Origin of the sequence: Pedobacter sp. Leaf194, from assembly GCF_001423945.1 — a bacterium.
In the GTDB taxonomy this organism is placed as follows: Bacteria; Bacteroidota; Bacteroidia; order Sphingobacteriales; family Sphingobacteriaceae; genus Pedobacter.
In genome coordinates, this window is sequence record NZ_LMPU01000009.1 from 876,374 (window position 1) to 903,001 (window position 26,628).

21 protein-coding genes are annotated in these 26,628 nt (G+C 41.0%); 11 read left to right on the plus strand and 10 right to left on the minus strand.

All coding sequences use genetic code 11. The annotated features are described in order from the left end of the window. Positions 1-86: 86 nt before the first annotated feature. From ASG14_RS14180 to ASG14_RS14190, 3 genes are all read right to left on the minus strand, one after another. Positions 87-605, minus strand: a complete 519-nt coding sequence (locus ASG14_RS14180) for a DUF2911 domain-containing protein (RefSeq protein ID WP_056871687.1) — start codon at positions 603-605, stop codon at positions 87-89. 29 nt (positions 606-634) lie between these two features. Continuing rightward, on the minus strand, positions 635-2,326 hold the full coding sequence (locus tag ASG14_RS14185) for a sodium:solute symporter (protein ID WP_056871688.1): 1,692 nt from the start codon (positions 2,324-2,326) through the stop codon (positions 635-637). A gap of 100 nt (positions 2,327-2,426) precedes the next feature. Then, the gene (locus tag ASG14_RS14190) at positions 2,427-4,925 is read right to left on the minus strand and encodes a PIG-L family deacetylase (RefSeq protein WP_056871689.1); all 2,499 of its coding nucleotides are present in this window, start codon (positions 4,923-4,925) and stop codon (positions 2,427-2,429) included. A gap of 262 nt (positions 4,926-5,187) precedes the next feature. Here ASG14_RS14190 and ASG14_RS14195 point away from each other — a divergent pair, with 262 nt between their 5' ends. The 10 genes from ASG14_RS14195 (at position 5,188) to ASG14_RS14235 (ending at position 19,210) form a co-directional block, all read left to right on the plus strand. Beyond that, the gene (locus tag ASG14_RS14195) at positions 5,188-6,525 is read left to right on the plus strand and encodes a sigma-54 dependent transcriptional regulator (protein ID WP_056871690.1); all 1,338 of its coding nucleotides are present in this window, start codon (positions 5,188-5,190) and stop codon (positions 6,523-6,525) included. 79 nt (positions 6,526-6,604) lie between these two features. After that, on the plus strand, positions 6,605-8,182 hold the full coding sequence (locus ASG14_RS14200) for a M1 family metallopeptidase (protein WP_056871691.1): 1,578 nt from the start codon (positions 6,605-6,607) through the stop codon (positions 8,180-8,182). Between the two features lie 316 nt (positions 8,183-8,498). After that, positions 8,499-8,576: a potassium-transporting ATPase subunit F gene (locus ASG14_RS20055; RefSeq protein WP_082468366.1), complete on the plus strand. Its 78-nt coding sequence runs from the start codon at positions 8,499-8,501 to the stop codon at positions 8,574-8,576. A gap of 34 nt (positions 8,577-8,610) precedes the next feature. Next, positions 8,611-10,329: a potassium-transporting ATPase subunit KdpA gene (kdpA, locus tag ASG14_RS14205; protein ID WP_056871692.1), complete on the plus strand. Its 1,719-nt coding sequence runs from the start codon at positions 8,611-8,613 to the stop codon at positions 10,327-10,329. 75 nt (positions 10,330-10,404) lie between these two features. Next, complete coding sequence (gene kdpB / locus ASG14_RS14210; RefSeq protein WP_056871798.1) at positions 10,405-12,429, plus strand: potassium-transporting ATPase subunit KdpB; 2,025 nt, start codon at positions 10,405-10,407, stop codon at positions 12,427-12,429. Between the two features lie 115 nt (positions 12,430-12,544). Then, on the plus strand, positions 12,545-13,105 hold the full coding sequence (locus ASG14_RS14215) for a K(+)-transporting ATPase subunit C (protein WP_056871693.1): 561 nt from the start codon (positions 12,545-12,547) through the stop codon (positions 13,103-13,105). Between the two features lie 180 nt (positions 13,106-13,285). After that, positions 13,286-14,356, plus strand: coding sequence for a porin (locus ASG14_RS14220; RefSeq protein ID WP_056871694.1), 1,071 nt, complete (start codon positions 13,286-13,288; stop codon positions 14,354-14,356). Positions 14,357-14,484: 128 nt separating this feature from the next. Next, positions 14,485-15,609: a sensor protein KdpD gene (locus ASG14_RS14225; RefSeq protein ID WP_056871695.1), complete on the plus strand. Its 1,125-nt coding sequence runs from the start codon at positions 14,485-14,487 to the stop codon at positions 15,607-15,609. 114 nt (positions 15,610-15,723) lie between these two features. Then, positions 15,724-17,463, plus strand: a complete 1,740-nt coding sequence (locus tag ASG14_RS14230) for an ATP-binding protein (protein WP_056871799.1) — start codon at positions 15,724-15,726, stop codon at positions 17,461-17,463. A 94-nt stretch (positions 17,464-17,557) separates the two neighbouring features. Further along, positions 17,558-19,210, plus strand: a complete 1,653-nt coding sequence (locus ASG14_RS14235) for an ATP-binding protein (protein WP_056871696.1) — start codon at positions 17,558-17,560, stop codon at positions 19,208-19,210. On the opposite strand, the gene ASG14_RS14240 is transcribed toward ASG14_RS14235, so the two are convergent. The 4 genes from ASG14_RS14240 to ASG14_RS14255 form a co-directional block, all read right to left on the minus strand. Beyond that, positions 19,207-19,683, minus strand: a complete 477-nt coding sequence (locus tag ASG14_RS14240; RefSeq protein ID WP_056871697.1) for an acyl-CoA thioesterase — start codon at positions 19,681-19,683, stop codon at positions 19,207-19,209. The genes ASG14_RS14235 and ASG14_RS14240 overlap by 4 nt on opposite strands. Positions 19,684-19,822: 139 nt before the next feature. Beyond that, positions 19,823-20,284 (minus strand): GNAT family N-acetyltransferase, encoded by a 462-nt coding sequence (locus ASG14_RS14245; RefSeq protein ID WP_056871698.1) that lies wholly within the window; start codon positions 20,282-20,284, stop codon positions 19,823-19,825. 274 nt (positions 20,285-20,558) lie between these two features. Then, a complete protein-coding gene (locus tag ASG14_RS14250; protein ID WP_157274935.1) occupies positions 20,559-21,026 on the minus strand; it encodes a hypothetical protein in 468 nt (155 codons plus the stop codon). Between the two features lie 4 nt (positions 21,027-21,030). Beyond that, positions 21,031-21,957, minus strand: a complete 927-nt coding sequence (locus ASG14_RS14255) for a cytochrome P460 family protein (protein WP_056871700.1) — start codon at positions 21,955-21,957, stop codon at positions 21,031-21,033. Between the two features lie 184 nt (positions 21,958-22,141). Here ASG14_RS14255 and ASG14_RS14260 point away from each other — a divergent pair, with 184 nt between their 5' ends. Continuing rightward, on the plus strand, positions 22,142-23,239 hold the full coding sequence (locus ASG14_RS14260) for a LytTR family DNA-binding domain-containing protein (protein ID WP_056871701.1): 1,098 nt from the start codon (positions 22,142-22,144) through the stop codon (positions 23,237-23,239). 28 nt (positions 23,240-23,267) lie between these two features. Here the strand turns inward: ASG14_RS14260 and ASG14_RS14265 are convergent, their stop codons facing one another. From ASG14_RS14265 to ASG14_RS14275, 3 genes are read right to left on the minus strand one after another with little or no spacing between them, the layout of a single operon-like run. Further along, positions 23,268-23,867, minus strand: a complete 600-nt coding sequence (locus ASG14_RS14265) for a hypothetical protein (RefSeq protein WP_056871702.1) — start codon at positions 23,865-23,867, stop codon at positions 23,268-23,270. Further along, positions 23,867-26,017, minus strand: coding sequence for a xanthine dehydrogenase family protein molybdopterin-binding subunit (locus ASG14_RS14270; protein ID WP_056871703.1), 2,151 nt, complete (start codon positions 26,015-26,017; stop codon positions 23,867-23,869). Before ASG14_RS14270 ends, ASG14_RS14265 begins: the two co-directional genes overlap by 1 nt. Continuing rightward, positions 26,014-26,490, minus strand: coding sequence for a (2Fe-2S)-binding protein (locus tag ASG14_RS14275; protein WP_056871704.1), 477 nt, complete (start codon positions 26,488-26,490; stop codon positions 26,014-26,016). Before ASG14_RS14275 ends, ASG14_RS14270 begins: the two co-directional genes overlap by 4 nt. Positions 26,491-26,628: the final 138 nt, after the last annotated feature.

Consider the following 26,628-nt stretch of genomic DNA (forward strand, 5'->3'; position numbering starts at 1 on the left):
TTTTAGCTTCTTTACAGGAATTTTGCCACATAAAAAAAGCCGCGATAAAAATCGCAGCTTTTCAAAATCCAGTACTTAATTTAAAATTATTTTATTGCAACCGGAACCGAGATTTTATCCCAATCCATAGTGAAACCATTTTTAGTTACCTTATAAACCAGCGTTTCCTGTCTGGCTTTTAATGCTTTTGTTTTAACATCAACCCTTAAAGCATCTTTAGCTTCTTCATACTTGAAAGCACCCCATTGTTTTGGCTCTTTGTTAAAAATTGCAGTCCAGGTTCCGCTTTCTTTAGGGATTAAGAAAAAGCTATATTTTCCTGCTGGCAAAGATTTTCCCTGCACCATGATATCTTTGTCTGTTTCGAATGTAGTCGCTTCGTTTGCACCGGCACGCCAAACTTTATCGTAAGCCTCTAAACCGCCCCAAATCTTGCGTCCTTTAACAGAAGGGCTGCTGTAGGCAATCGTAATTGTGGCGTCTTTAATTTTACCGGTGGCTGTAGCAGCCGGACTAGCAGGCTTTTTTGCTTCCTGTGCCAATGCACTTACCGATATTGTTATTGCAGTAAAAAGAATGGTTGCAGATTTGATGATTGTTTTCATAGTATTATTTATTTTTTGTTGTTTTTCGTTTACGAATTTACTGCTTTAGGTTTATAAAACAATAGGCCAATGGCCGAAAATAGAATTACCGCAGCCGCCCCGATAACATTGAGCCAAAGAAATGAAACGATATCGAACTTATACACCGCTATAACAGCTATTTCGGCTAAAATTGCAGCAATAAATACAACCTGGCCGTTTATGCTTTTATAATAAAAAGCGACCAGAAAAATGCCCAGAATGGGACCATAAAATAAAGAGCCGAGCACATTTACCGCTTCGATAAGTGAACCCATCTGGGTTGCAAACATGGCTACAGCGATAGAGAAAATTCCCCAGCCTAGGGTATGCAACCTACTGTATTTCAATTCAGTTTCATCATCAGGAAGGTTTTTAGCGAATATCAGATGAACATCTTTAAGTGAACAGGCGGCGAGGGAGTTTAGTGCTGCAGAAATTGAACCCCAGCTTGCAAGGAAAATCACAGCGAAAAGCAAACCGATCATGCCAACAGGGAGATTCGTTTTCACAAAGTAAAGGAAAATGTAATTTGTATCCGTTTTCTCGGCGTTGTAGTTCGATTTGTTGATGGCTTCTTCCACCCGCACGTGCAAATCTTTAACTTGTTCCTGAGTTTCTTTGAAACGCTTTATCGTTGTATTTATATGTAGCGATTTACTTTCTTTTTGAGCCAGAATCTCTTTTGATTCCGAATTAAATTTCTGTTGTAAAGCCTGGTGCTCTCTTTCAAAAACTGCTGCTTGTTCGGGCTTTGTATCTTTTAAATGCTGATAGGAGCGTTCGTTAAAATAAATAGGTGCAGGCTTTAAAGAGAAGAAAGCAAAAAGTAAGGCCCCGATGAGTAAGATTGCAAATTGCATGGGGATTTTTACCAAACCATTTAACAACAGGCCCATTTTTGCATTAGTATTATCTTTTGCGGTAATGTACCGCCCTACCTGACTTTGATCTGTACCAAAATAAGAAAGTGCAAGAAAGAAACCACCAATCAAACCGCTCCAGATGTTGTATTTATCTTTCCAATCGAAATTTGTTGTAATAACATTTAATTTCCCGGATTTCCCCGCCAGGTAAAGTGCATCTTTAAAGCCAATACCATTTGGCATGTTTTGAACAAGCAGATAACCTGCAAAAGCCATTGTGCCAAGGATAATTAAAAACTGTAATTTCTGGGTGTGCGCAATCGCTTTTGCGCCGCCAACATAAGTGTAAATCAGCAGGATGCCGCCCGTTAGTACATTTGTTAGATAAATGTTCCAGTTTAAAACGCTAGATAAAATGATACTGGGTGCATAAATGCTTATTCCTGTTGATAATCCCCTGGAAAAAAGAAACAGCAATGAGGTAAGGACACGCGTTTTTTTGTCGAAACGGTTTTCTAAATACTCGTATGCGGTATAAACATTTAGGCGTTGAAATATCGGAATAAATGTAATGCAGATAACGATCATCGCCAGCGGCAACCCGAAATAATACTGAACGAAACGCATGCCATCGGTGTAAGCCTGGCCAGGTGCCGAAAGAAAAGTGATTGCGCTGGCCTGAGTGGCCATAATGCCCAATAATACAATATACCAGGGCATTTTGCTGTCGGCCATTAAATATGATGCATTGCTTTTCTGGCCACGGCCAACAAATATCCCGTATACAACTACAGCAACTAAAGTGAAAATAAGTACTATCCAATCGATATTACTCATGCCCAGAATTTAGTAAATAAATAATAAAACAGCAGTTGAAACACTAAGGCTAAAGCCAATAATACATACCAGGTATTCCAGTTTTTTAGTTGCTTATTCATCAGTTTTTTTGTGCCGATAAGAAGTTAAAAAATAACCGTGCGGCGCCAACGTTTCCTGCCGGCAACTGCCTGAAAAACGCTAACGGTGTATAAATAAAATTGCCTTTGCCAAACCTGGCATATAGTGTTGAGCCTTGCAAGGGTTCTTCGTCGGTGTCGTGCATCTCAAACAGCGGCTCGTATGCTGCATCCCATTTATCTGGAAAGTAAGCGCCACGCTCCTGTACCCAGCCTTTAAAATCCTCTGCAGTGATTTTATTCGGGAAATTGAGTAGCTTATGATTTGGGTTTAAAAAGGTAACGACCGCATTTTCTTCGGTAACGCGTTTATTTGCGATGCTAAAATCATACATACCCAATTTATTAACCGTAACGTCCTGGTTGGTATTGTACTGCATCACCAGGTTACCTCCTGCTTTAACATACGACGATAAAAAAGGCATCCACCGACCAAGTTTCTTTTCGGTATTGTTTGCACGAACCCCGAGTACAATAGCGTCATATTGCAATAATTTACCGGCACCACCGCCAGCATCATCTGCATTGCCGTAAAAATCTTCATCTTTTAAAACATCAACCTGGATGCCGGCAATGCGCAAAAATTCAGGAATAAAATCGCCCGCACCCTCAACGTAACCAACTTTTTTAACCTTTGCCTGTATATCACCTTTCATTATAATTGCCGTTGCCGGTGCAAAATATTGTAGCGAGGGTAAATGAGGATATTGAATTAATACCTGCTTTTTATTATAGGTTTTATCATCTGCTACATAGTTTGCATCCAGTTGCACCCGGCCACTATTAATCTTGTTAAGTGTTTCTTTTGTTATAACGTAATTTATGGTCATGTCTTTAGCGCTTATTGAGACAACGTCTCCTCCCCCAATACGTTCCCCATTAAATAACAGGTTTACCTTGCCATTTTTAAATTGCCGGTTTGAATTCAGCTTAAAATTTAAACTCAACTGTAAATCGTCGTTTTCCTTTACCAGATAAATTGGTTGCGTGAATTTAACTTCAAGGGCAGGAACAATTCTTAAGGCTTCAACTACATCGCCACGTACCGGATCTAGTTTTTTGAAAGACAGAGGCAGTTTGACCTGAAATCGTTCGTTGCCAATTTTTAGTGTTAGCAAAACATTAAGTGCAGATTCTGCTTCGGGTAAACCAATTAAAGTATCATTTGCAACAGAGAAAGTTGCTGCATCTTTGGCCGGTTTTGCCAGCCAATAGGGTTCTGTTAGGGAGGCATCGGCTGGAATTTGAATGTTATGTTCTATGGTAATGAGTGAATCGCCTGAAAGTTTTTTGTTTAGGGTTTCGGATTGATTTAACCAGCTAACACGTTCCACAGTAACCGAGTTTTCAGCTCTGGAAATTAAGTTTAATTTAAAATTGTATGTATCTCCTGCAACCGCTTCGGCCTGGTTGGTCACAGCTTCACCCATAAACCCCGAACAACTCAAAATAATATTGTCGAGCGCACGGATCTTATCTTTTCTTAAATTTTCATCTTTTAGCGCACTCAGGTTTTTTCTTAAAACGAGCAATGCAGGTAAACTCAGTGCCGGCTTGTTGAAATTGAAACCGGAAATAACCTCGTCCAGCATTTTGTCGATATTGCTGTTGCCTTTCGCCGTCCAGGTTTTAACCAAACCATCAAAGAGCGATGTTTTTGCCGGTTCGCCAAGTACCTGTGTAAAATATTCGGTTCTAATGCCCGCGACAGATTGCGTACCAGCGCCCTGACTTTTGTGCAGGCTCCTGCTTAAGCCTGCTAACTCGCCATACCCCATTCCAAGTTGCGCATCATACTGCCCAACAATAACTTTAAGTTGATTTTCTGAAGTGGTGTTTACCCCTCCAAATCGAAATGTGTTCCATAATACACGTTTGGGCTGCCATACATCAACATATTTCAATTGATTTGGAAAAGCCCGTTTATCACCGGCAAGCTTAAAAGCCTTTTCGGCGACAACAGCCGAGGCTGCATGTTGCCCGTGCCCTGCGGCAGCCGTGGGCGGAAAGCGGCAAATAATAACATCAGGGCGGAACCTGCGAATCACCCACACCACATCAGCCGTTATACTATCCGCATCCCATTGTTTAAATGTATCTTTTGTATTCTTCGAAAAACCAAAATCTATTGCCCTGGTAAAAAACTGCCGGGCTCCATCGAGCTTTCTCGCTTCCAAAAGTTCATGCGTTCTAATTAAACCTAATGCAGCGCCCTGTTCAGTGCCTAATAAATTCTGACCGCCATCACCTCTGGTTAATGATAAATAACTGGTCTCAACATTTTGATCATTAATAAGCCAGGACAACAAGCCGGTATTTTCGTCGTCTGGGTGTGCAGCTAAGTACAAAACCTTTGGTAAATGTTTTAATGTTTTGAGTTCCCGGTAAATTTCAGAAGATTTGGAAGGCCGGACTTGCTGAGCCGGACAAAAAAATGAATAAACCCCCAAAAAAAATATTACGGTTAGTCGCTTGAACATACAATTTGCTTTGTGTTAACCAAAGATGCTAAAATGCTTTTATTTAGAAGCGCAGGAAACGAAAAAGGTACAAGATTTTTCTTTCCTTCAGGGATTCCACCATTTAATCTAAAAAGTTAATCAACGCTTTTTTTTGTGAATTAGCAAAATTGATTGTTACAGTCCTCATAACAAAAATTACCTTTTTATTGTGAGACATTCTATTGCATACCAAAAATAGAATCATTTATTTATGCTTAATATTGCATGATAAATTCAACCTATGAATGGCATCGTGCTCATCATCGATGATGAAAAGAAAATTTGCAGCTTACTCTCCCGGATAATTGAATTAGAAGGATTTAAAACACTACAGGCAAACACTGGAAAAGAGGGAATAAAACTTCTTAAAACAAACGAGGTAAGCATCGTAATCAGCGATGTAAAGTTGCCCGATGTAAATGGAGTTGCCTTGGTTAAAGACATTAAAAGGTTGAAACCCTTTGTCGAAATTATCAATTTAACTGCTTACGGAACGATAGCTGATGGGGTTCTGGCGATAAAAAACGGCGCATACGATTACCTGGTTAAAGGGGATGATAACGATAAAATTATCCCGTTACTTTATAAGGCAATGGACAAGGCAAATCTGCAGCAAAAGTTGTTCGACCTGGAAAGTAATGTTTCTAAAAAACACAGCTTCAGCGGCATCATTGGTCAGTCTAAAGCTTTAAAAGAAGCGATAGATTTAGCAAAAAAAGTTAGTAAAACGGATACAACTGTTTTGCTTTTAGGCGAAACCGGTACAGGCAAAGAGGTTTTTGCACAATCCATACATTACGAAAGCCCCAGGGCAATGAAACCTTTTGTTGCTTTAAATTGCAGCGGTTTTAGTCCGGAGTTGTTAGAAAGCGAGCTTTTTGGCTACAAGGCGGGTGCATTTACCGGAGCAAATAAAGATAAAAAAGGCTTACTTGAAGAAGCAAATGGCGGCACTTTATTTCTGGATGAAATTGGGGAAATGAACCTTGATTTACAGGCTAAACTATTGCGTGTATTAGAAAATCAAACTTTTATAAAAGTAGGCGATACACACACCCTTCAGGTAAACGTACGCATTTTAGCTGCAACAAATAAAGATTTAAAAGGAGATGCACTAACCGGAAAGTTCCGCTCAGATTTGTATTACCGTTTATCTGTTTTTACCATAATGCTGCCACCGTTAAGGGAAAGAAAAGGCGATATACCCGCTTTGGCCCGCTATTACCTAGATGAGTTTTCGCTAAAGGTGAATCGTTTAGACATGAAACTCGACGACAAAATTTTAAATCTTTTTGAAAAGTATAACTGGAAAGGGAACGTTCGCGAGCTTAGAAATGTAATTGAACGACTTGTCATTTTATCAGACGGAGACACACTAAATGTCAATGCATTACCTTCAGAATTTTTTGAGTCGCAACCACTGGCAAATAGTTTTAACCTACAGGAAATAGAAAAGCAGCACATTCAAAAAGTGCTCCTCCACACAAAGGGAAACAAGGCAGAAACATCGCGGTTGTTGGGCATTGGGCTCACTACGCTTTATAGAAAAATAGAGGAATATGGAATAAGCGAAATTTAGCCCGCCTTATGCCGTTAACTTTTTGACTATTTTTTAATACTGTAATTTGCTTATTTATTATCTTTCAAAAAAAATACACATGCAAAAAACCTTTCTAACCATTATTTTATCCCTTTTTTATTTTTCGATATTTGCCCAACAGGCTTACTTTCAGCAAGATTTAAAATACAATATTGATGTAACGTTAAACGACAAAGACAAATCTTTAAAAGGATTTGAAACCATTACTTACAAAAATAACTCGCCTTCCGACCTGGATTTCATCTGGTTTCACATTTGGCCAAATGCTTATAAAAACCAATCAACGGCACTTTTTAAGCAAATAAACAGTGATACTTCCCGCAAGGAAAAACTTAAAAACGTAACTTACGGGAGCATCAGCGGCTTAAATTTTAAAATAAACGGCAAGACCACAAAGACGGAAGCACATCCAAATCCGGAGTATATCGACATCATTAAAGTTTTGCTTCCCTCAACATTGAAGCCTGGAGATTCTGTAACCATCAGTACCGACTTTAATGTAAAATTACCTAGTTATTTTTCGCGTTCAGGCTATGCCGATACCGAATTTATGGTTACCCAATGGTACCCGAAACCCGCAGTTTTTGATAAAGATGGATGGCATGAATTTCCTTATTTAGACATGGGGGAATTCTACAGTGAATACGCAAATTACAAAGTGAATATCACACTTCCATCGGCTTATGTAGTTGGCGCTACCGGCGTACTGCAAAACGCAGATGAACTTGCGGCTTATAAAAGTATCGGTGCAAAAAATACCGCTAATCGAAGTAAGGCCGTAATTTATTCGCCTGTTACCAAAGCAGCTACGAAAACGCTAAGCTATGCCATAAATAATGTTCCTGATTTTGCCTGGTTTGCAGATAAGGATTTGGTAATCCAATACGATACGGTTAAGCTGGTTTCGGGAAAAGTAGTTGACGCTTTTAGTTATTATCACAACAAAAAAAATACCCTTTGGGTAAACAGTATTGATTACATAAAAGATGCAACCAAACGCTACAGCAACTGGATTGGCGAATACGAATACCCTGTGGTGCAAGCCATAGAAGGGCCGAAAAATAACGCCAGCGGCGGAATGGAGTACCCTACCATCACACTGATTACCAGTCCGGATGCAAAGAGAGAAACCTTGGATGGCGTAATTACGCATGAGGTTGGCCATAACTGGTTTATGAGCATGCTCGGCAGCAACGAAAGAATGCATACCTGGCAGGATGAGGGTTTTAATACTTATTTCCAATTTCGATATGAAGCGGAAAAGTATAAGTCGAATTCCATTTTCGGCGATGCCATTCCGGCAAAACTTAAAGAACTGCCTGCTGATAAATTTTTAGCCAGTATTTATGGGGCTTTGGCAAATGTGCCAATGCAATCGCCTATCGAAACGCCTGCTGCAGATTTTAAAACCTCGGAAGAATACGGTTTGATATCTTATGCTAAAACAGCGCTTTGGCTTTACGTTTTACAGGCAGAAATTGGCCAGGAAAAATTTGATAAGGCATTTCAAGCCTATTTTAGTCAGTGGAAAAACAAACACCCAACGCCTGCTGATTTTAAAGCGTCTATGGAAAAATCATTAGGCGTAAACCTCGATAAATATTTTGCGTTGCTAAACCAGCCAGGTAAATTTTAAATGATTTTGGTCGGGTTTATTATCGATAAACCCAACGCCATAAATACACCCGAATAGCTTCCAGATTATCCAAAACGATAAAAACCTTTCCAAAATGGAAAGGTTTTTTTTTGCCCAAAATTTATTTTTACCCGATACCACTTTGTAAAATACTCATTATCAACAGCATAACACAAGCTGGTTTTCATCGGCATGAAGGTTGGCAACAGGGATTTCATAAATCAATAAGTTATGACAATTATTCTAATTCTAATTATCCTTCTGCTCTGCTGGGCGACTTACAAATCAATTGATTGGTTCGAAAAAATCTAAAGCCATGTTAGCACTATTTATCATCGCAATCGCCGTATTTATCTATATGATTTACGTGTTGATTAAACCCGAAAAATTTTAGCTCTTTCTAAAAGGGCATTTTAAAAACAAAAAAAATGAACACTGAATTAATTGGCATCATTGCCACATTCCTCTTAACCTTAATAATCGCCTTCCCTTTGGGAAAATATCTGGCCAAGGTTTTTGCAGGAGAAAAAGTTTGGACAGACTTTTTAAAGCCGCTCGAAAAAGGAATTTACAAACTATCGGGCATAAATGTTAAGGAGCAAATGAACTGGAAGGAGCAGTTAAAAGCTTTATTAACCATTAATATTTTATGGTTGGTTTATGGCTTTTTCGTGTTGATATTCCAAAATAAACTTCCGCTAAATCCTGATGGAAACCCAGGAATGACAGCAGACCTGGCCTTTAATACCATCATCAGCTTTGTTGCCAATTGCAACCTGCAACATTACTCTGGCGAAAGTGGCGTAAGTTACCTAACCCAACAATTTGTACTGATGTTTCTTCAGTTTGTAAGTGCAGCCACTGGTATTGCCGCTGCTGTTGTGTTATTTAAAGCTTTCAGAGATAAAACAACCACGCAACTGGGTAACTTCTGGGAGTTTTTTGTAAAATCTATCACCAGGTTATTGTTGCCCCTATCTATTGTTATTGCTTTAATTTTAAGCTTTAACGGCACGCCTGCAAGTTACGATGCGAAAGACCAGTTTATTTCGGTTCAGGGCGACACGGTAAATGTTTCCCGCGGACCAGCAGCGCAGATGATTGCCATAAAACACCTGGGAACGAATGGTGGCGGTTATTTTGGTGCAAACTCTGCGCACCCATTCGAAAACCCAGGTTACCTTACCAATATGGTTGAAATGATTGCCCAGGTAATTATTCCAATAGCCATGGTTATTGCCTTCGGCTATTTTATCCGCAGGCGTAAATTGGGCTGGACAATATTTGGCGTGATGACGATAGGTCTATTTATGCTGATGATTCCAACCTTAAGCGCCGAACTTGGCGGTAACCCTGCAATTGCAAAACTGGGTATTTCTCAGGCTACCGGTGCTATGGAAGGCAAAGAAGTTCGCTTCGGCCCGGCCGCTACTGCTTACTGGAGTACTTTAACAACTGTAATTTCTACAGGTTCGGTAAATGGAATGCACGACAGCACCATGCCACTCACCGGTTTATGGCAATTATTGGCCATGATGATAAACGGGTTTTACGGAGGTTGTGGCGTAGGTATTTTGAACTATTTTATTTACCTGATTATTGCCGTGTTTATTTCAGGTTTAATGGTTGGGAGAACACCTGAATTTTTAGGACATAAGGTTGAAGCCAGGGAAATAAAAATCGCCGCGATTATTACTTTGCTTAGCCCGTTTTTGATACTGGCCGGAACAGCAATTTCTAGCTACGTGTTTACAAATTATGGCGATGCGGGCTGGGCTGTACAACCCAAAAACTGGTTAAGTAACCCTGGTTTCCATGGCTTCTCTGAAATGCTTTATGAGGTCACCTCTTCAAATGCCAACAACGGCTCTGGCTTTGAAGGCTTAGGCGATAACAATATTTTCTGGAATGTACTTACCGGTATCATCATATTTCTTGGCCGTTTCCTACCGATTATTGGCCCGGTTGCCATAGCCGGCCTGCTTGGCGCCAAAAAATTCATTCCAGAATCTGCAGGTACCTTAAAAACCGACACCAAAACCTTTGCACTGATGACTTTTGCCGTGATTTTGGTGCTGAACGCACTTTCATATTTCCCTGCCCTGGCTTTAGGTCCGCTGGCAGAATACTTTACAATGCTTAAATAAACTGTCTTTCAGCGCAGCAAGAGAAATTAAAATCCTTTGTTAGCGTTGGCTGCCAAATCAAAAAAATTCAATAAAATGAAATCAAATAAATTATTCGAACCTGCTTTGGTGCAAACAGCATTAAAACAATCCTTCATCAAACTAGACCCAAGGGTGATGGTTCGTAACCCGGTTATGTTTAATGTTGAGGTTGGTACAATCGTAATGGCTTACGTTACGATTTATTCCTTCAGCCACAGCGGGCAAGGTTCTGCATTATATAATTTCTTTATTTTCTTAGTGCTTTTACTAACTGTTCTGTTTGCCAACTTTGCTGAGGCCATTGCCGAGGCAAGGGGAAAAGCACAGGCAGACAGTTTGCGTAAAACCCGTGAGGAAACACCTGCAAAAGTTCTTTTAACAAACGGAACGATTGAAATCCGTTCATCAAATCAGTTAAAAAAAGGAGATATTTTTGTTTGTGAAACGGGCGACACCATTCCAACCGATGGCGAAATTATTGAGGGTATAGCTACCATCGATGAGTCGGCCATTACAGGAGAATCGGCACCGGTTATTCGCGAATCCGGTGGCGATAAATCGTCTGTAACCGGCGGAACAAAGGTGTTATCAGACGAGATAAAAGTTCAGGTTAGCACTGCTCCCGGCGAAAGCTTTTTAGATAAAATGATAGCTTTGGTAGAGGGAGCCTCTCGCCAGAAAACACCTAATGAAATCGCTTTAACAATCTTATTAGCCAGTTTTACTTTGGTGTTCATCATTGTTTGTGTAACGTTAAAACCCTTTGCCAATTACGCAAATACACCAATAACCATTGCAGCTTTGATTTCACTTTTCGTTTGTTTAATCCCTACAACAATTGGCGGTCTGCTATCAGCAATAGGCATCGCGGGGATGGATAGGGCTTTGAGGGCGAATGTAATTACCAAATCTGGCAAGGCGGTAGAAACTGCAGGCGATATCGATGTTTTGCTGCTCGATAAAACCGGAACAATCACTATTGGAAACCGAAAAGCGACCAATTTTTACCCTACAGCAGGTGTTGTAATTAAAGCCTTTACCGATGCTTGTGTTTTAAGTTCGCTGGCCGATGAAACGCCGGAAGGAAAATCAATTATCGAGCTGGCAAATGAGCAGGGATTTAAAAATTCCGGAACACCATCAGGGTCAACATTTATTAAATTTACAGCCGAAACCCGCTCCAGCGGACTGGATACTGCCGATGGACGACGGATTAGAAAAGGTGCGTTCGACTCAATTAGAAACATTGTTGAAAAAGCAGGAAATATTTTTCCTTCGGATATTGAAGAACATGTAAAAAGCATTGCAACCAACGGCGGAACGCCTCTTGTAGTTTCTGAAAATGAAAAGGCTTTAGGCGTAATTGAATTACAGGATATTATTAAACCTGGCATTAGCGAACGCTTTGAGCGTTTACGCAAAATGGGCGTTAAAACCGTAATGGTAACGGGCGACAACCCGCTAACGGCAAAATACATTGCAGAAAAAGCAGGTGTGGATGATTTTATCGCCGAAGCAAAGCCAGAAGATAAAATGAACTACATTAAAGACGAGCAGGCTTTAGGCAAACTCGTTGCGATGATGGGCGACGGAACAAATGACGCTCCTGCCCTTGCGCAGGCCGACGTTGGTGTGGCAATGAACAGCGGAACTCAGGCTGCAAAAGAAGCAGGCAATATGGTTGATTTGGATAATGACCCAACCAAGTTAATCGAGATTGTAGAAATCGGTAAGCAGCTACTCATTACGAGAGGCACGCTAACTACCTTTTCAATCGCCAATGATGTGGCTAAGTATTTCGCGATTGTTCCGGCCTTGTTTATCGCATCAATTCCAGCCTTGCAAAGCTTAAATATTATGGGTCTGCACACACCCGAAAGTGCAATTATGTCGGCCGTTATTTTCAATGCGATTATCATCCCAATCTTGATTCCACTGGCACTTAAAGGTGTGGCTTACAAACCAATTGGCGCTACCGCACTGCTTCGCAGAAACTTATTTATTTATGGAATCGGAGGTGTTGTTGCGCCCTTTATCGGTATCAAATTAATTGATTTATTAATAGGCTTATTTGTATAAAATGCTTCATTCTAAGGTAGCGAAGATTCTTAACTTGATTGGCAATTTTTAGCACAAAAAGTGCGGGTTTAATTCAGACAATAATTCCTTAGCGTGACCAAAAAAAAATATCATCATGAAAAAATACATCATTCAATCTATACGTTTAACCTTAGTTTTAATCGTATTGCTTTGCATCATTTACCCAATTAGCATCGCCTTAGCTGCAAAACTTGCAAAAGGAAACGGCAGCGGCGAAAAAATCACCAAAAACGGCAAAACCGTTGGTTATGCGCTTTTGGGGCAATCGTTTACAAAACCAGAATATTTCTGGGGTCGACCATCAGCAGTGGGATACAATGCTGCAGGCTCTGCCGGTTCGAATAAAGGTCCGTCAAATCCCGATTATTTAAAAGAGGTTCAATCGAGAATAGATACTCTTTTAAAATACAATCCGGGTTTAAAGAAAGCTGAAATACCTGCAGACATGGTTACCGCATCGGGCAGTGGCTTAGACCCAAACATATCTATCCAAGGCGCAGAAATCCAGATAGCACGCGTGGCAAAAAACAGAAACCTGAGTGCGCAAAAAGTAAAGGATTTAGTGGCTATGAACACCCTGAAACCTTTATTTGGATTATTTGGTCCTTCGTCGGTAAATGTTCTGAAACTTAATCTGGCTTTAGATAACCTATAACCTTAAGTACCAGCTTATCAACGGGAGCGCAGCCAAATTTCTGACCTTTTAGAAATATTGTCGCAAAATTTCCTCGCCGAGGCAAAGGTGAAAATCCTTCCAAAAAATTAATGAAAACAGCGTAATCCCTAAGCCGCTGCAAGCAAGGCAAAGGGCACCAACAATAATCACATCATCAAAATGAAAAAATTAATCACCCTAATAACAACGTTAACAGCATCAATAACTGCTTTTGCACAAGATGAACCAAAAGTAAAATTTTCCGGTTACCTCGAAACTTACTACGGTTACGATTTTAATAAACCAAGCGACCATAACAGGCCGGGATTCATCTATTCGCACAACCGGGCAAACGAAGTAAATTTAAATTTAGGTTTTATTAAAGCGGCATATGATAACGGCAACATCCGGGCAAATGTGGCCCTAATGGCCGGAACTTACACAAATGCCAATTTAGCGGCCGAACCGGGTGTACTTAAAAATATTTTTGAAGCCAACGCCGGTGTAAAACTGTCAAAATCACAAAATCTGTGGATTGATGCCGGCATTTTTTCATCACACATTGGCTTTGAAAGCGCCATTTCTAAAGATTGCTGGGTTTTAACCAGAAACATCGCTTCCGAAAACACGCCTTACTATGAGTCGGGTGCCAAAGTAACTTACTCAACAAATGATGGAAAATTAACCGCGACCCTACTCTACCTAAATGGATGGCAACGAATTACCCGCCAAAATGGCAATGATAAACCCGCAGGTGGTTTGCAGCTAACCTGGAAACCAAGCGCAAAAATTACCGTTAATTATAGCAATTATTTGGGCTCTGAAGGTGCAGATTCTGTGCGTGTTAATCGTTTCTACCACAACATTTATGGTATATTTCAAGTAACCGATAAATTTGGGCTAACACTTGGTGTAGATTACGGCACACAACAAAAATCAAAAGAGGGCAACCTTAAAAATAAAGTGTTTTCTCCAGTCGCAATAGCCCAGTATAAGTTTGCAGAAAAATGGGCCGTAGCGGGCAGATTTGAATATTATGAGGATAAAAATGGGGTTTTTATAGCAACAGGAACACCAAACGGTTTTAAAACAAAGGGTTATTCTTTAAATGTTGATTATGCTCCGATACCAAATGCAGTAATTAGGCTGGAAGGCAAAACTTACGATAGCCGGGATAAAATTTTCACAAGAGCAAATAGTACCGTTAATGCGAGTACAACCTTAACTGCCGGTATCGCTGTCGCATTTTAAGGGAACATTATAAACATCATTTCTATTCTGCCTAACGCGAAGAATCTGCAGGCGATTGCAAACTGCAACAAAATACAGCACTTCTTGCAGATTTTTCACATTCAAAATGACCAGAAAATAAGATACCAATGCTAGAAAAAGACGAGTCGGTTAAACATTTTATTGAACTTATTCAAAAATCGAGACGCGGCAAGCTCAAAATTTATATTGGAATGAGTGCAGGCGTTGGTAAAACATACCGAATGTTGCAGGAAAGCCATGCACTTTTACGCAATGGCATCGACATTTGTATCGGTTATGTAGAAACGCATCGTAGGGCAGAAACGCAAGCTTTGGTTGATGGTTTACCCTTGATTGCAAGAAAGACGATTTTTTACCGGGGCAAGGAAATCGAAGAAATGGATTTGCAGGGAATTTTAAATCGGCACCCCGAAATTGTTGTAGTAGATGAGCTTGCACATACCAACGCAGAAGGAAGCAAAAACAGCAAGCGTTGGCAGGATGTTTTTGACCTACTGGAGGCTGGAATCAGCGTAATTTCTGCGGTCAACATTCAACATTTAGAAAGCATAAATGAAGAAATAGAACACATTACGGGCATCAAGGTTACCGAGCGAATTCCGGATAAAATTCTGGAGATAGCCGACGAAATTGTGAACATCGATTTGACCGCCGATGAGCTGGTTACCAGACTAAAAGAGGGCAAAATTTACGATAAAAGTAAAATCGAAAGCGCACTTAGCAATTTTTTTCAGTCGGATAAAATACTCCAGCTCAGAGAGCTTGCTTTGAAAGAAGTTGTTCATCAGGTGGAAAGGAAAATCCAAACAGAAATCCCCAAATCCGTTAAGCTCCGGTCAGAAAAATTTCTGGCCTGCATTTCATCAAATTCCGCAACCGCAGGCGTAGTTATCCGGAAAACGGCAAGACTTGCCTCCTATTATCATTCTCCATGGATTGTTCTTTATGTGCAAAGCGACGAAGAAAGCCTGGATAAAATTAAGCTCGATAAACAGCGCCATTTAATTAACCACTTTAAACTCGCTACAGAGTTAGGTGCGGAGGTAATTAAAATAAAAAGTAATCAAATTACGCAAACCATAATTAACATGGCAATAGAAAAAGAAATTACTACAATCTGCATTGGCAAGCCGCATTTAAATATTTTTCAGGTTATTATGCGAACCGCAGTTTTTAACCAGTTGTTGCGTAATTTAGCCGCTAAAGAAATAGATTTGGTTATACTTTCCTAAAGTTTAAAACACCCTGTATAGTAGTTAATTCAGCGCAATAGCAATAATTAATCAAACATCACTTTGGTGCTGTTAAGTGCCAGTGCATTAGTGCTAAACAAAAATAACACAACCATGAAAATAAAAACCAAGCTCCGCCTCGGATTCGGGTTTCTCTTTATTCTCGTTTTATCATTTGGCTTGATAGCATTGTTTTTTCTTAACGAGCTTTCTGATAAATCGAAGGTAATTCTGAAAGACAATTACAAATCGCTAAGATATGTCGCCGAAATGCGGAGTGTTGTCGATGCGAATGCATTTCCTTTGCCGGCACCAATAGCAAAAGTATTCCAAGGAAATTTAAACCTGGAAGGAAACAACATCACTGAAAACGGCGAAAGAATTGCCTTCCAAAAATTAGCATCCACATACAAATCTTTGCAGGCAGCGGATGGTAAAAGTGCGCTTAAGGATTTGAGATTAGCACTCCAGAAAATCGATGAGCTCAACTTAAAAGCAATTTATGCCAAGAATGAACTGGCGAATGAGGCTTCAGGAAGGGCAAACCTTTACATCATGATTGCGGCTACCTTTAGCTTTATCATCTTGTTTACTTTCATCATCAATTTCCCTGGTTTTGTGGCTAATCCACTTGCCGAATTTAGTGCTGCGATACGTGGCATTAGCCGGAAAAATTATAAGCAGCGCTTAAATTTTGATAATGATGATGAGTTTACCGAGCTTGCAGAAGCCTTTAACGGAATGGTTGTGAAGCTGAATGAATGGGAAAACAGCAATCTTTCGAAAATAAAATCTGAAAAATCGCGGATTGAAGCCATCATTGCACAAATGCAGGATGCAATTATTGGCTTGAACGAGAAAGGTGAAGTGCTGTTTTTAAACCATTTAGCAGCAAAGCTGATGAGCCTGGACGAGAAAAAGATTATTGGTGAAAATGTTGCCGACTTAATCAAAAAAAATGAATTGTTAAAGCGAATTATAAAACCAGATACAAGCGATAAAACCTTAAAAATATATGCTGATGAAAAGGAATCGTACTTTCTGCTCGAGAACCGGGAAATTGTAATCCCCAACTATGATGAGCCGAATGACAATACCTTGATCGAATCGTCGAAATCTGCCGGAAGTGTTTATGTATTAAAAAACATAACCCAGTTTAAAGAACTTGATGAAGCGAAAACCAACTTTATTGCCACAGTTTCGCACGAGTTAAAAACGCCGCTTTCCTCCATAAAAATGAGTTTGAAGCTTTTAAATGATTCTCGTGTTGGCGAAATAAACGAAGAGCAGCGACAACTTTTAACACATATTAAGGAAGACAGCGACCGTTTATTGAAAATTACGAGCGAACTCCTGGATTTATCGCAGGTTGAAACCGGAAATTTAAAACTCACTTTTGCACTCACCAATCCTCAGGAAATTGTTCAGTACGCTGTCGATGCAGTTAAATTTCAGGCGGAACAGAAATTAATTAAACTGGAACTAAATTGCGACGACAGGCTCCCGAAAGTGAATGCCGATATACAAAAAACCGCCTGGGTTTTAGTCAACTTTTTATCAAATGCTTTACGCTACAGTTCCGAAAAATCAAGCGTTGTAATTGATGTTTTTCAAAAAGGTGAATTTGTGCAGTTTTCCGTTCAGGATTTTGGAAAAGGCATCGATGAAAAATACCAGAAGCGGTTATTCGATAGGTACTTTCAGGTGCCAACAGATGGGCAAAATAAATCCGGCTCCGGTTTGGGATTAGCCATTTCAAAAGATTTTATTGAAGCCGAAGATGGAAAAATCTGGGTAGAAAGTGCCGTTGGCGAAGGCAGCAGGTTTAGTTTTATATTGCCGATAAGTTTATAAACTGCCCAACAATTCGTGGAAACAAGTGTTTTAAGATCGAAAATAATTAAATTTCGATTTTTATCTTTAATGCTGAAACAACGAATCTCAGTTTATGCAGTTATCCATCCCATATCTGACTACGGAGCAAATTATCGACGTTTTTAACGTTACGCCAACGGCAACAGCAATTCATGTTGGTGAGGATGCGTTTATTCAAATTGCTAATGATGCGATGCTAAGCATCTGGGGTAAAAGCAGAGATGCTGTAATTAACCGATCGCTTGAGGATGCCCTGCCTGAACTCAAAGGCCAGCCTTTTATCGATATGTTTAAAAGAGTTTGGAATGAGGGCATTACTTTTTCAGGTAGTGATACGCCCGCAGATTTGAAGATTGATGGCATACTTAAAACCTTTTATTTTGATTTTGAGTACAGGCCTATCAAAAATACCGAGGGCAAAACCATTTGTATTCTTCATACAGCAGTTGATGTTACAGACCGTGTTGTAAACAAGGAAAAACTGAAAGATGCAGCGGAGAAAGAACTTGCGCTGAGGAGGGAACAGGGCCTTAATGAAGAACTGGCGGCTACAAATGAAGAGCTTGCGGCATCAAATGAGCAGTTAATGATAATGAATGAAGAGTTAGCTTACGCCCGCGAAAACCTGAGTCTTTTGAATAATGAGTTAGAGAGCAGGGTGGCCGAGCGTGTTAAAGAATTATCAGACAGTGAAGAAAGATTGTTGCAGGCAATAGATACGGCAAAGATGGGCACATGGCGCATTGAAGCCGAAACTTTGCATTTATCTGTCTCTGATTTTGTAAAAGAGCTTTTGGGTTTACCTTTAGATAAGGAGGCCGAGGTGAAACAAATTTTGGAGGCCATCCATCCCGATTACCACGGAACAGTGCTAAAGGCTATAGAAAAGGGGCTTCAAAACCACGAACCAAGCGATATTGAATATCCCATAAGAAATCTAAAAACCGGCGCAGTAAAGTGGGTTAAAGCTACAGGTAGAATATTTACCGATCATGAAGATAAGCCGAGTGAGTACTCCGGACTTTTTATGGATATTACCGAGCGAAAACTTGAGGAGTTGAGGAAAAACGATTTTATCGGAATGGTGAGTCACGAGTTGAAAACACCTCTGACAGCGCTGAATGGCTTTGTGCAGGTTCTTCAACACAAAGCTGATAAATCAGAGGATAGTTTTTCTACCTCTGCACTGGGCAAAGCCTATAATCAAATCAAAAAAATGACCGGTATGATAAACGGTTTCTTAAACGTTTCAAGGCTGGAATCTGGCAAACTTCAGATAGAAAAAAAGAATTTTGATTTGGAAACACTTTTTGCTGAAATTGTGGAAGATGCAGGCATGCTACAAAGTTCTCACAAAATTCATTTCCACATCGATAAGCAGGTTCAGTTGCACGCCGACAGGGATAAGATTGGCAATGTCCTCTCAAACTTAATTAACAACGCCATTAAATATTCGCCTGGCGGAGGCAATATCGATATTAATTGCACATCAGTTAACGATCAGCTGGTTTGCCGCGTAAAAGATTACGGTATCGGCATCCGTGCAGAAGATCAGGAGAAACTTTTCGATCGTTACTATCGTGTTGAGGGCAACGACACCATTTCCGGCTTCGGCATTGGTTTGTATTTATGCGCAGAAATTATTCGGGGGCACCGCGGAAACATTTGGGTAGATAGCGAACCCGGCAAAGGTTCATCATTTTATTTTAGTTTGCCAATTGATTAAACAATGTAAGGCTCCATTTCCTTATCAATGCTTTTTCTAAGTTCCATTAATTTAATTGCATAGCCGTGCATGGCAATTTCTTTTTCAGTTTTAGGCTTAAATGCAGGAATCGGTTGCGGTTGCCCGTCATCATCAACTGCTACGAAAACGATAATGCAGTGGGTGTTTTTTACAAAATTTGCTTGTCCGACAGGCTTTGAAAAAGCATCAACTGCGATGTGCATGCTGGTTTTTCCGGTATAAATAATCCGGGCTTCCATTTTTACCAAATGGCCAATATGTACAGGGTGAAAAAACCTGATACCGCCCACGTAAACCGTTACACAATAACGCTGACTCCACTGCAATGCACAAGCAAAAGCCGCCTGATCTATCCATTTCATCATCATTCCGCCATGCACTTTGCCGCCGTAATTTACGTCAGATGGCTCACTTAAAAATTGCAGCTCTATGTGGTTTTGTGTTTTGGCCATGATTTTGGTAGTTTGCTTTTTGTTAATCGCAAAGTACGCAAAGCCTAAAAGCAATGAAAATAAAGTTGCAATTTTAAATGCAGGGTAGCATATTTAATTAAACTGTCCTTTAGGTAGACCCTTCAGTTAATCACTTGTATCACTCTGCAAATTCTTTTTCACAATGTTGTCTCAGCTGTTTTGGCCCCTGTGGCCAGATGAATGAAGTGGTCTGTTTCTTCCATCCAAGGCTTTTGTAAAAACGGTCGGCGCCGGGTGCAGCAGTTAGGTTTACAAAATGATAATCGTGCAGCTGGCTGTTTAAAGTATTTACGAGGTATTTTCCTAAACCATTTCCCTGAAAGTCCGGATCTACCACGATGTCTGCTAGCATTGCATAATAGCGGCCATCGCCAACAACACGGCCAAATGCAATTATTTTTCCCTGATGATACACAAACAAGGTGACGGTACTTAAAGAAAATGCCTTGTGAATTTCGTCTGCAACCCGGTGCTTCCAGTTCACTTTTTGAAAAAGTTCGAGAACACGCTGCCAGTCAACACCATTTAAATCCGGGTTAAGCTGATAATCATAATGCTGATATTCGTTTATTTCATCCATTGACTAGTAATCTATTTCGACTGCATTTGAAACCCTTTATTTTTCAAAAAGTTTACTTTGTTTTAAATTCTCAGTCCAGCCATGCTCAAATCTTTCAGGCAACCGTGGTTGCGGTAATTTTGTGCATCGATTAGAGTTAGTGCATAGCAAAAGTGAAATAGGATCTACTTAGCTTAATAGCGAATGTTTCGCCACTTAAAGCCGTTAAATTCCCATGGCGATTCATCATATTGAAAAAACCGGAAAGAAGCTCAATCTCAATGCCGATTTTACGCTAAGGTGAAGTAGCAATCGGTATGGAGAGGATAATTGCTTCTCTATCACCTTTTAAAAGCAAACCTTCTTGCCAGGCCGGTCCTTTAAAAAAAGTGTAGCTTTTTTGTCCTTTACCATCAATTGATACACGCTCTATTGTGGCAACTCGATCTGGAATCCTTGCGCCAAACCATTCCGAATCAGCCTTTTCCTTCCACGTTACCAAATAAACTACCGAGCCCGGAGCATAATTGGCTACTTCGTTCAACCGTTTCGAAGCAATGCTGTTTCCATAAAGTGTCGACATTGTTTTCGCTTCTGCCTGCAAACTAACAGCCATGGGTGTCATTTCTAAGGGATTTTCCGGAAGGCTGGCATTGTTGCCAACTGAGGCTTGTCTATTAATCCGGCCTGAAGGATTTGAATTGCACCCGCAGATAAATAGAATAATGAAAGGAAGTATCCCCCCTGTATAGATTAATTTCATCTTATTATTTTTTAAAATCTTTGATATCAAGCGGTGTTGTAAAAACATAATCATTATTACGCTCGGGTCTGTGGCAGCTAATGCATTCGGAGTCGAATTTTACTGTTTTCCCATAAGGCAAAAGATTTTCCCCCTTCCAGCGTGCCCATCCCCAACCTTTCGTGCCGGCGTAGCGTGTAGCATCTTTTATCATAAACTCAACCTGAACAAACTGACCGGCGTAAACATTTCCGTCTTTACCTTTCTCCTGTTTCCACGCAGTTTTGGCGAAAACAGTTCCATCCGGCCATGGCTTTGTTTTTCCATCGTGTATTGCTTTGACGGCTATCGGGTTGCCAAAAATGATGCGGATGGTGCCATTATCGAAACGATCGGTACTGCTTATGGCTTTCCAATTGCGATAACCAGGAAGATATGCTACTCCATTCGGCGAATTTTTCACTTCCTTAACTTTAGGCTGCCCTACCCTGCTTACGGCATCGCCAGGTTTACTCACCAGATTGTTCAGAAAATAATTTTTCAGCAGAGCTATATCCTTTTCCTTCAGCTTTGCCGACGGATGCAAGGCCGTATAGCTGCTCAGAGGCATCTCCCCGGAAAGAATTCCATTTAAGGCGAAATAGAGCATGGCATTGCGTTGCGGCGTGGCAAGCGAATCCCATTGCGAAAAATCAAGCGCCTTTCTGCCATCACGGATGTGCGAGGCTACCAAGAAGTTGGCGGGTGTGATCTTATCGAACCAGCGCAAATTGGTCTGTGCAGAGTGACAGTCGAAACAGGAGGTTTCGAATACATTTGCCACTTCTTTCGGAACGCCAGTCAAAGTTTTAGCCGTTTGTGCTTTTGCGGTGCTTAATTCCTCCGGCCTGATGAGTTGCGCCAGCAATACCAGGCATGCAATACAGAGTATAATTTTAAATTTGAATTTCATGATCTTCTATTTTTTGACCTACCCAAAATTAGCGCTCTAAGCGCCTATATGGTTCTTATAAGTATGTGAAAGGGATAAATTTAGCCTTAAAGACGAATAAATAGCTTTGAATAATCCGATCTTTTTTCAGACCTTGACCACGAATCCCAAATTAGTTTACTTGGCAGATTTTTAAGCACCTTATATGTTAAAAGGCCGGTTACACATTTTACTTTTTGCTGCCGTAAGTATCACGGTAATGATGATCAGTTACCTTTCCTTCCAGTACCTCTACGATAGCGCAGCCGAAAAATTATGGGCCAGCAAAATGGAATCAGGCGCCAGAGAAAGCAGGGAAATTGGCCGTTTGCTGGAGCAACAACTGCAAAGTGGTCTTCCACAGGAAAAAGTAATACACAACTTACAGCAAAGCATAGAAAATACCGACACACAAGGCGAATTTATCTGCATGTATGATAAAAACGGAATAGAGCTTTGCCACCCCAATCCAGGTTTGATTGGTCAGAAAATAACCAGTGGAAACTCAATCTTAGCATCCGGAAGCGGCTCAATACCTTTTAATGACGCCATTGCTCAACAAAAAAGTTTGGGCGGTACGAGAACTTTTCCCGCAGCGGAGAACAGGCATTCGGAAATTGTTAATATCTATCCGGTTAAGGGCAGCGACTGGATTGTGGCTGCACATGCAAATATTGAAGTATTAAAAGCAGAACTTTCTGGTCTTTACAGCCAATTTGTGGTGTGTTTTCTAATTACGGCGCTCATTATTATCGGTAGCTGTTTGTTGCTAATCAGGCAAATTTATGGGCGTTATGAAAAAGCGGTTTCCTCAGAAATAAGTAAGCTGAACGAAAAAGTAAATACACTGGGCAGCTTAAATGACCAGTTGGCCAGGTTGCAGCAGGAAAATGCCACAATTAAATTATACCAGGATAAAGAAATTTCCCGTAAACGAATCATTACCTATTTAAAGGATGAACTGATTCATCTGGACATTAGTGAAATTGCCTTTTTCTTTCTGGATGGAGCTGCCGTTAACATTGTAACCCATACGAACAAAAAGTACACAACGGCGTTAAGTTTGGATGAACTGATGAAACAGCTTGATGATGAACAATTTTATCGTGCCAACCGGCAATTTATTATTAGCCTCAACTGCATAAAAACAATTTACATATACGGCAAAAACCAGCTGAAGATTGTGGTTTCACCCGAGCCTGATGAAGCCATACTAATTAGCAAAAACAAAGTGTCGGAATTTAAAAAATGGCTCGACAGATAGCTTTTGCTATTAATAACGCTGTTCCCAATTATTTCGCGGGTGCAAAAGCACCCGTTTGCAACCATTTAAGCCACGCTTTTTTGAATTCAGCATGAGAAATCGGTGGCAAACTTCTGCCCTCGCCGGGATTCCATCCTGCCAGTACAAGTCCGTCATCAGCATGTGCAATCAGTTCCTTCATTCCTTTATTCCCGTTCTGTTTCGGGTTAACAAGCTGCTTAGCAAGCTGGTTCGCACTACGTCCCTGGAACACCATTTTCATATTGTCTGGCGGAAGATGCCAGTTAGGATTACCCGGAGGCGTATGCAGTCCGGGCGTATTTTCAGCTTGATGGCAATTTGAACACTTCATTGCTAAAACACCTTTGCCTTCAACACCGCGTTTTGGTAACATCGTGTGCAGATGGCTGTCGTCTCCCTGCAAGGGAACATTGCCCGCTGGATGACAGTTCATGCACCGCGGACTCATCAGCACAGCGTATACCTGCTTAAATGCGGCCACGGAGGCTATACTATCCTTTACCACCATTAATGGTTCGGTTTTAGTTTCTTTCTTGCTAACGTTAAACGATAATGCCATAACTACAGAACTCAGCAGCATCAGGCCTAAAATAATCGGTTTCTTCATTACTGTTGGATAAGTTTATGATTTGCAATGGGCAGGTTATATATTCTCTTTCCTGTGGCAGTAAAAATTGCATTTACGATTGCAGGGGCCGTTGGTGGCACAGAGCATTCTCCGGCACCGCCCATCTTTTCGTTACTATCCACAATAAAAACATTAATTTCGGGAGATTCATGCATGCGTGCGATGCGATAATCATAAAAATTATTTTGCTGGAGCTTTCCTTTTTCTAATGTCAATTCGCCATAGAGAGCCATTGTAAGGCCGAAAACAATCCCGCTTTCAGTTTGCGCCTTCACTCCATCGGGGTTAACCGCCAAACCGCAATCAATGGCACAATCAATTTTATGAACCCGCACCTGTCCATCAGCAATGCTCACTTCTGCCAACACTGCTACAAAGCTTCCGAAAGCCTCATTTACTGCAATGCCTTTAAACCTTCCTTTGGGAAGTGTTTTTTTCCATTCACCTTTTTCTGCTACAAGATTAAGTGCAGCCAGGTGACGGGGATGATCTGCCAATAATCTTTGCCTGTAGGCTACCGGATCCTGTCCGCTACTTTTCGCTAGTTCGTCAATCATCGTTTCCATCACATAAGCGGTATGGGTATGTCCAACTGAGCGGTACCACAGTACAGGAACAACTTCTTCAGTATTATGCAATCCAACAAAATGATCGGGCACTTGGGTTAGGTAAGGCGATCCCATTACGCCCTCTACAGAAGTGCTGTCGATGGGCGTTTTCGGGGCACCAAAGGCAGGCGTAGCAGCCTGCATGATTGATTGTCCGACAATATTATGTTTCCATGCCACAGGCAAGCCTTCACTGTTTAACCCTACCTGCACATTATGAACGAAAAACGGCCGGTAATGCCCGCCTTTCATATCATCTTCGCGACTCCAAACCATTTTTATCGATTTGCCTGAATTCTTGGCAATATGTACGGCTTCTGAAACAAAATCTGTAACTGGTGTAGCTCTACGTCCGAAGCCGCCTCCCAGAAAGGGAATATTTACCTTAACCTTTTCGGGTGCAAAGCCCAGAATTTTTGCTGCCGATGCCTGCTCCGCCGCAGGCAATTGTGTTCCCGTCCAGATTTCACAGCCATCACCATCTATTCTAACAGTGCAGTTTAAAGGTTCCATTGCTGCATGCGCCAGATATGGAAATACATATTCTGCTTTATAAACCTTCGCAGATTTTGAAATTCCCGCAGCGGCATCGCCTTTTTTCTGTGCGGTTAAACCATCCGTGGCAGCAAGTTTTTTATATTCGGCTGCTTGTTTAACGGTAGATAGCTGTGCTCCTATTCCATCCTCCCAAACAACAGATAAAACCTTTTTGCCCTGTTGTGCTGCGTAGTAATGCTCAGCAATCACGGCTACGCCGGTCGGTATCTGGACTACCTGCTTCACCCCGGGCACAAGCATGGCTTTTGTTGAATCAAATGATTTAACCTTTCCTCCAAAAACCGGAGCATGGGCAACAACAGCAGTTAGCAAGCCGGGAAGTTTGATGTCCATACCAAAAACTGCGGAGCCATTTGTTTTTACCGATGCATCCAAGCGTTTGTTTCCTTTCCCGATGTATTTCCATTCAGCTGGTTTTTTAAGCTGTGGCCGCTCTGGTATAGGAAGCAAGGCTGCATCTGCTGCTAATTCGCCGTAGGTATATTTGTTTTTACCTGCGATAACAATACCATTCTCGGCTTTACAGTCTTTTAAATCCGTTCCTGACTTTTTAGAAGCAGCTTGCATAAGCATAATCCTGGCGGTTGCGCCGGCGTATCGGTATCGGTCAAACTCCGACCAGGTTGTTGAGGATCCTCCTGTTATCTGAACGCCGAAAACAGTATGGTTTAGTGCTTTATCCGGCCCTCCATGTTTAACGATTATTTTTTTGAGGTCAACGTCCAGTTCCTCAGCTATCAACATCGGTAGGGTTGTCCAAATGCCCTGGCCCATTTCTACATGACTAAGCGTAACGGTTATGGTGTTGTCGGCGCCAATATTCAAAAAGGCATTTGGCGTAAATCCGGATGTAGCTGTTGGCTGTGATAATGCAGCCAGCTTATTTGCCTGTGGAATGGTGAATGATATTAGCAAGCCGCCGCCAAGAACCGCACTTGATTGTATGAAGTTTCTTCGGTTCATGGCTTTACTCCCTCCTGCTGCATCTTCGCAGCTTTATGGATTGCAGCCCTTATTCTTGGGTAAGTGCCACAACGGCAAATGTTACCCGACATTGCATCATCAATATCCTGATCCGTTGGGTTTGGCTTTTCCCGCAGCAATACCGCTGCAGACATAAGCTGCCCGGACTGGCAATATCCGCACTGCGGTACATCCAGTTCTGCCCACGCCAACTGAAGCGGATGGTCGTTATTTTCGCTCAATGCCTCAATGGTGATAATTTGCTGTCCTACTGCCCTGCTTACCTTGGTAACGCATGAACGCAGTGCTTCTCCGTTTACATGAACGGTGCAGGCGCCACACTGGGCTACGCCACATCCAAATTTAGTACCTGTAAGCCCAAGTAGGTCGCGAAGAACCCAAAGCAATGGCATATTAGGATCAACATTAACCTCTCTAGCCAAACCGTTTACAGTTAGCGTTAATTTCTCCATTATAATTTGAAATTATTTGTATATCAATATAGTTAGTATTTTCCTAATATGCCTCATACGAAAAACAAATCGCTATCAACAACAGCATTTTCCGAAGACCTGGGTGGTTCGCATTGCCACATTATCCGCTCAGTTTCA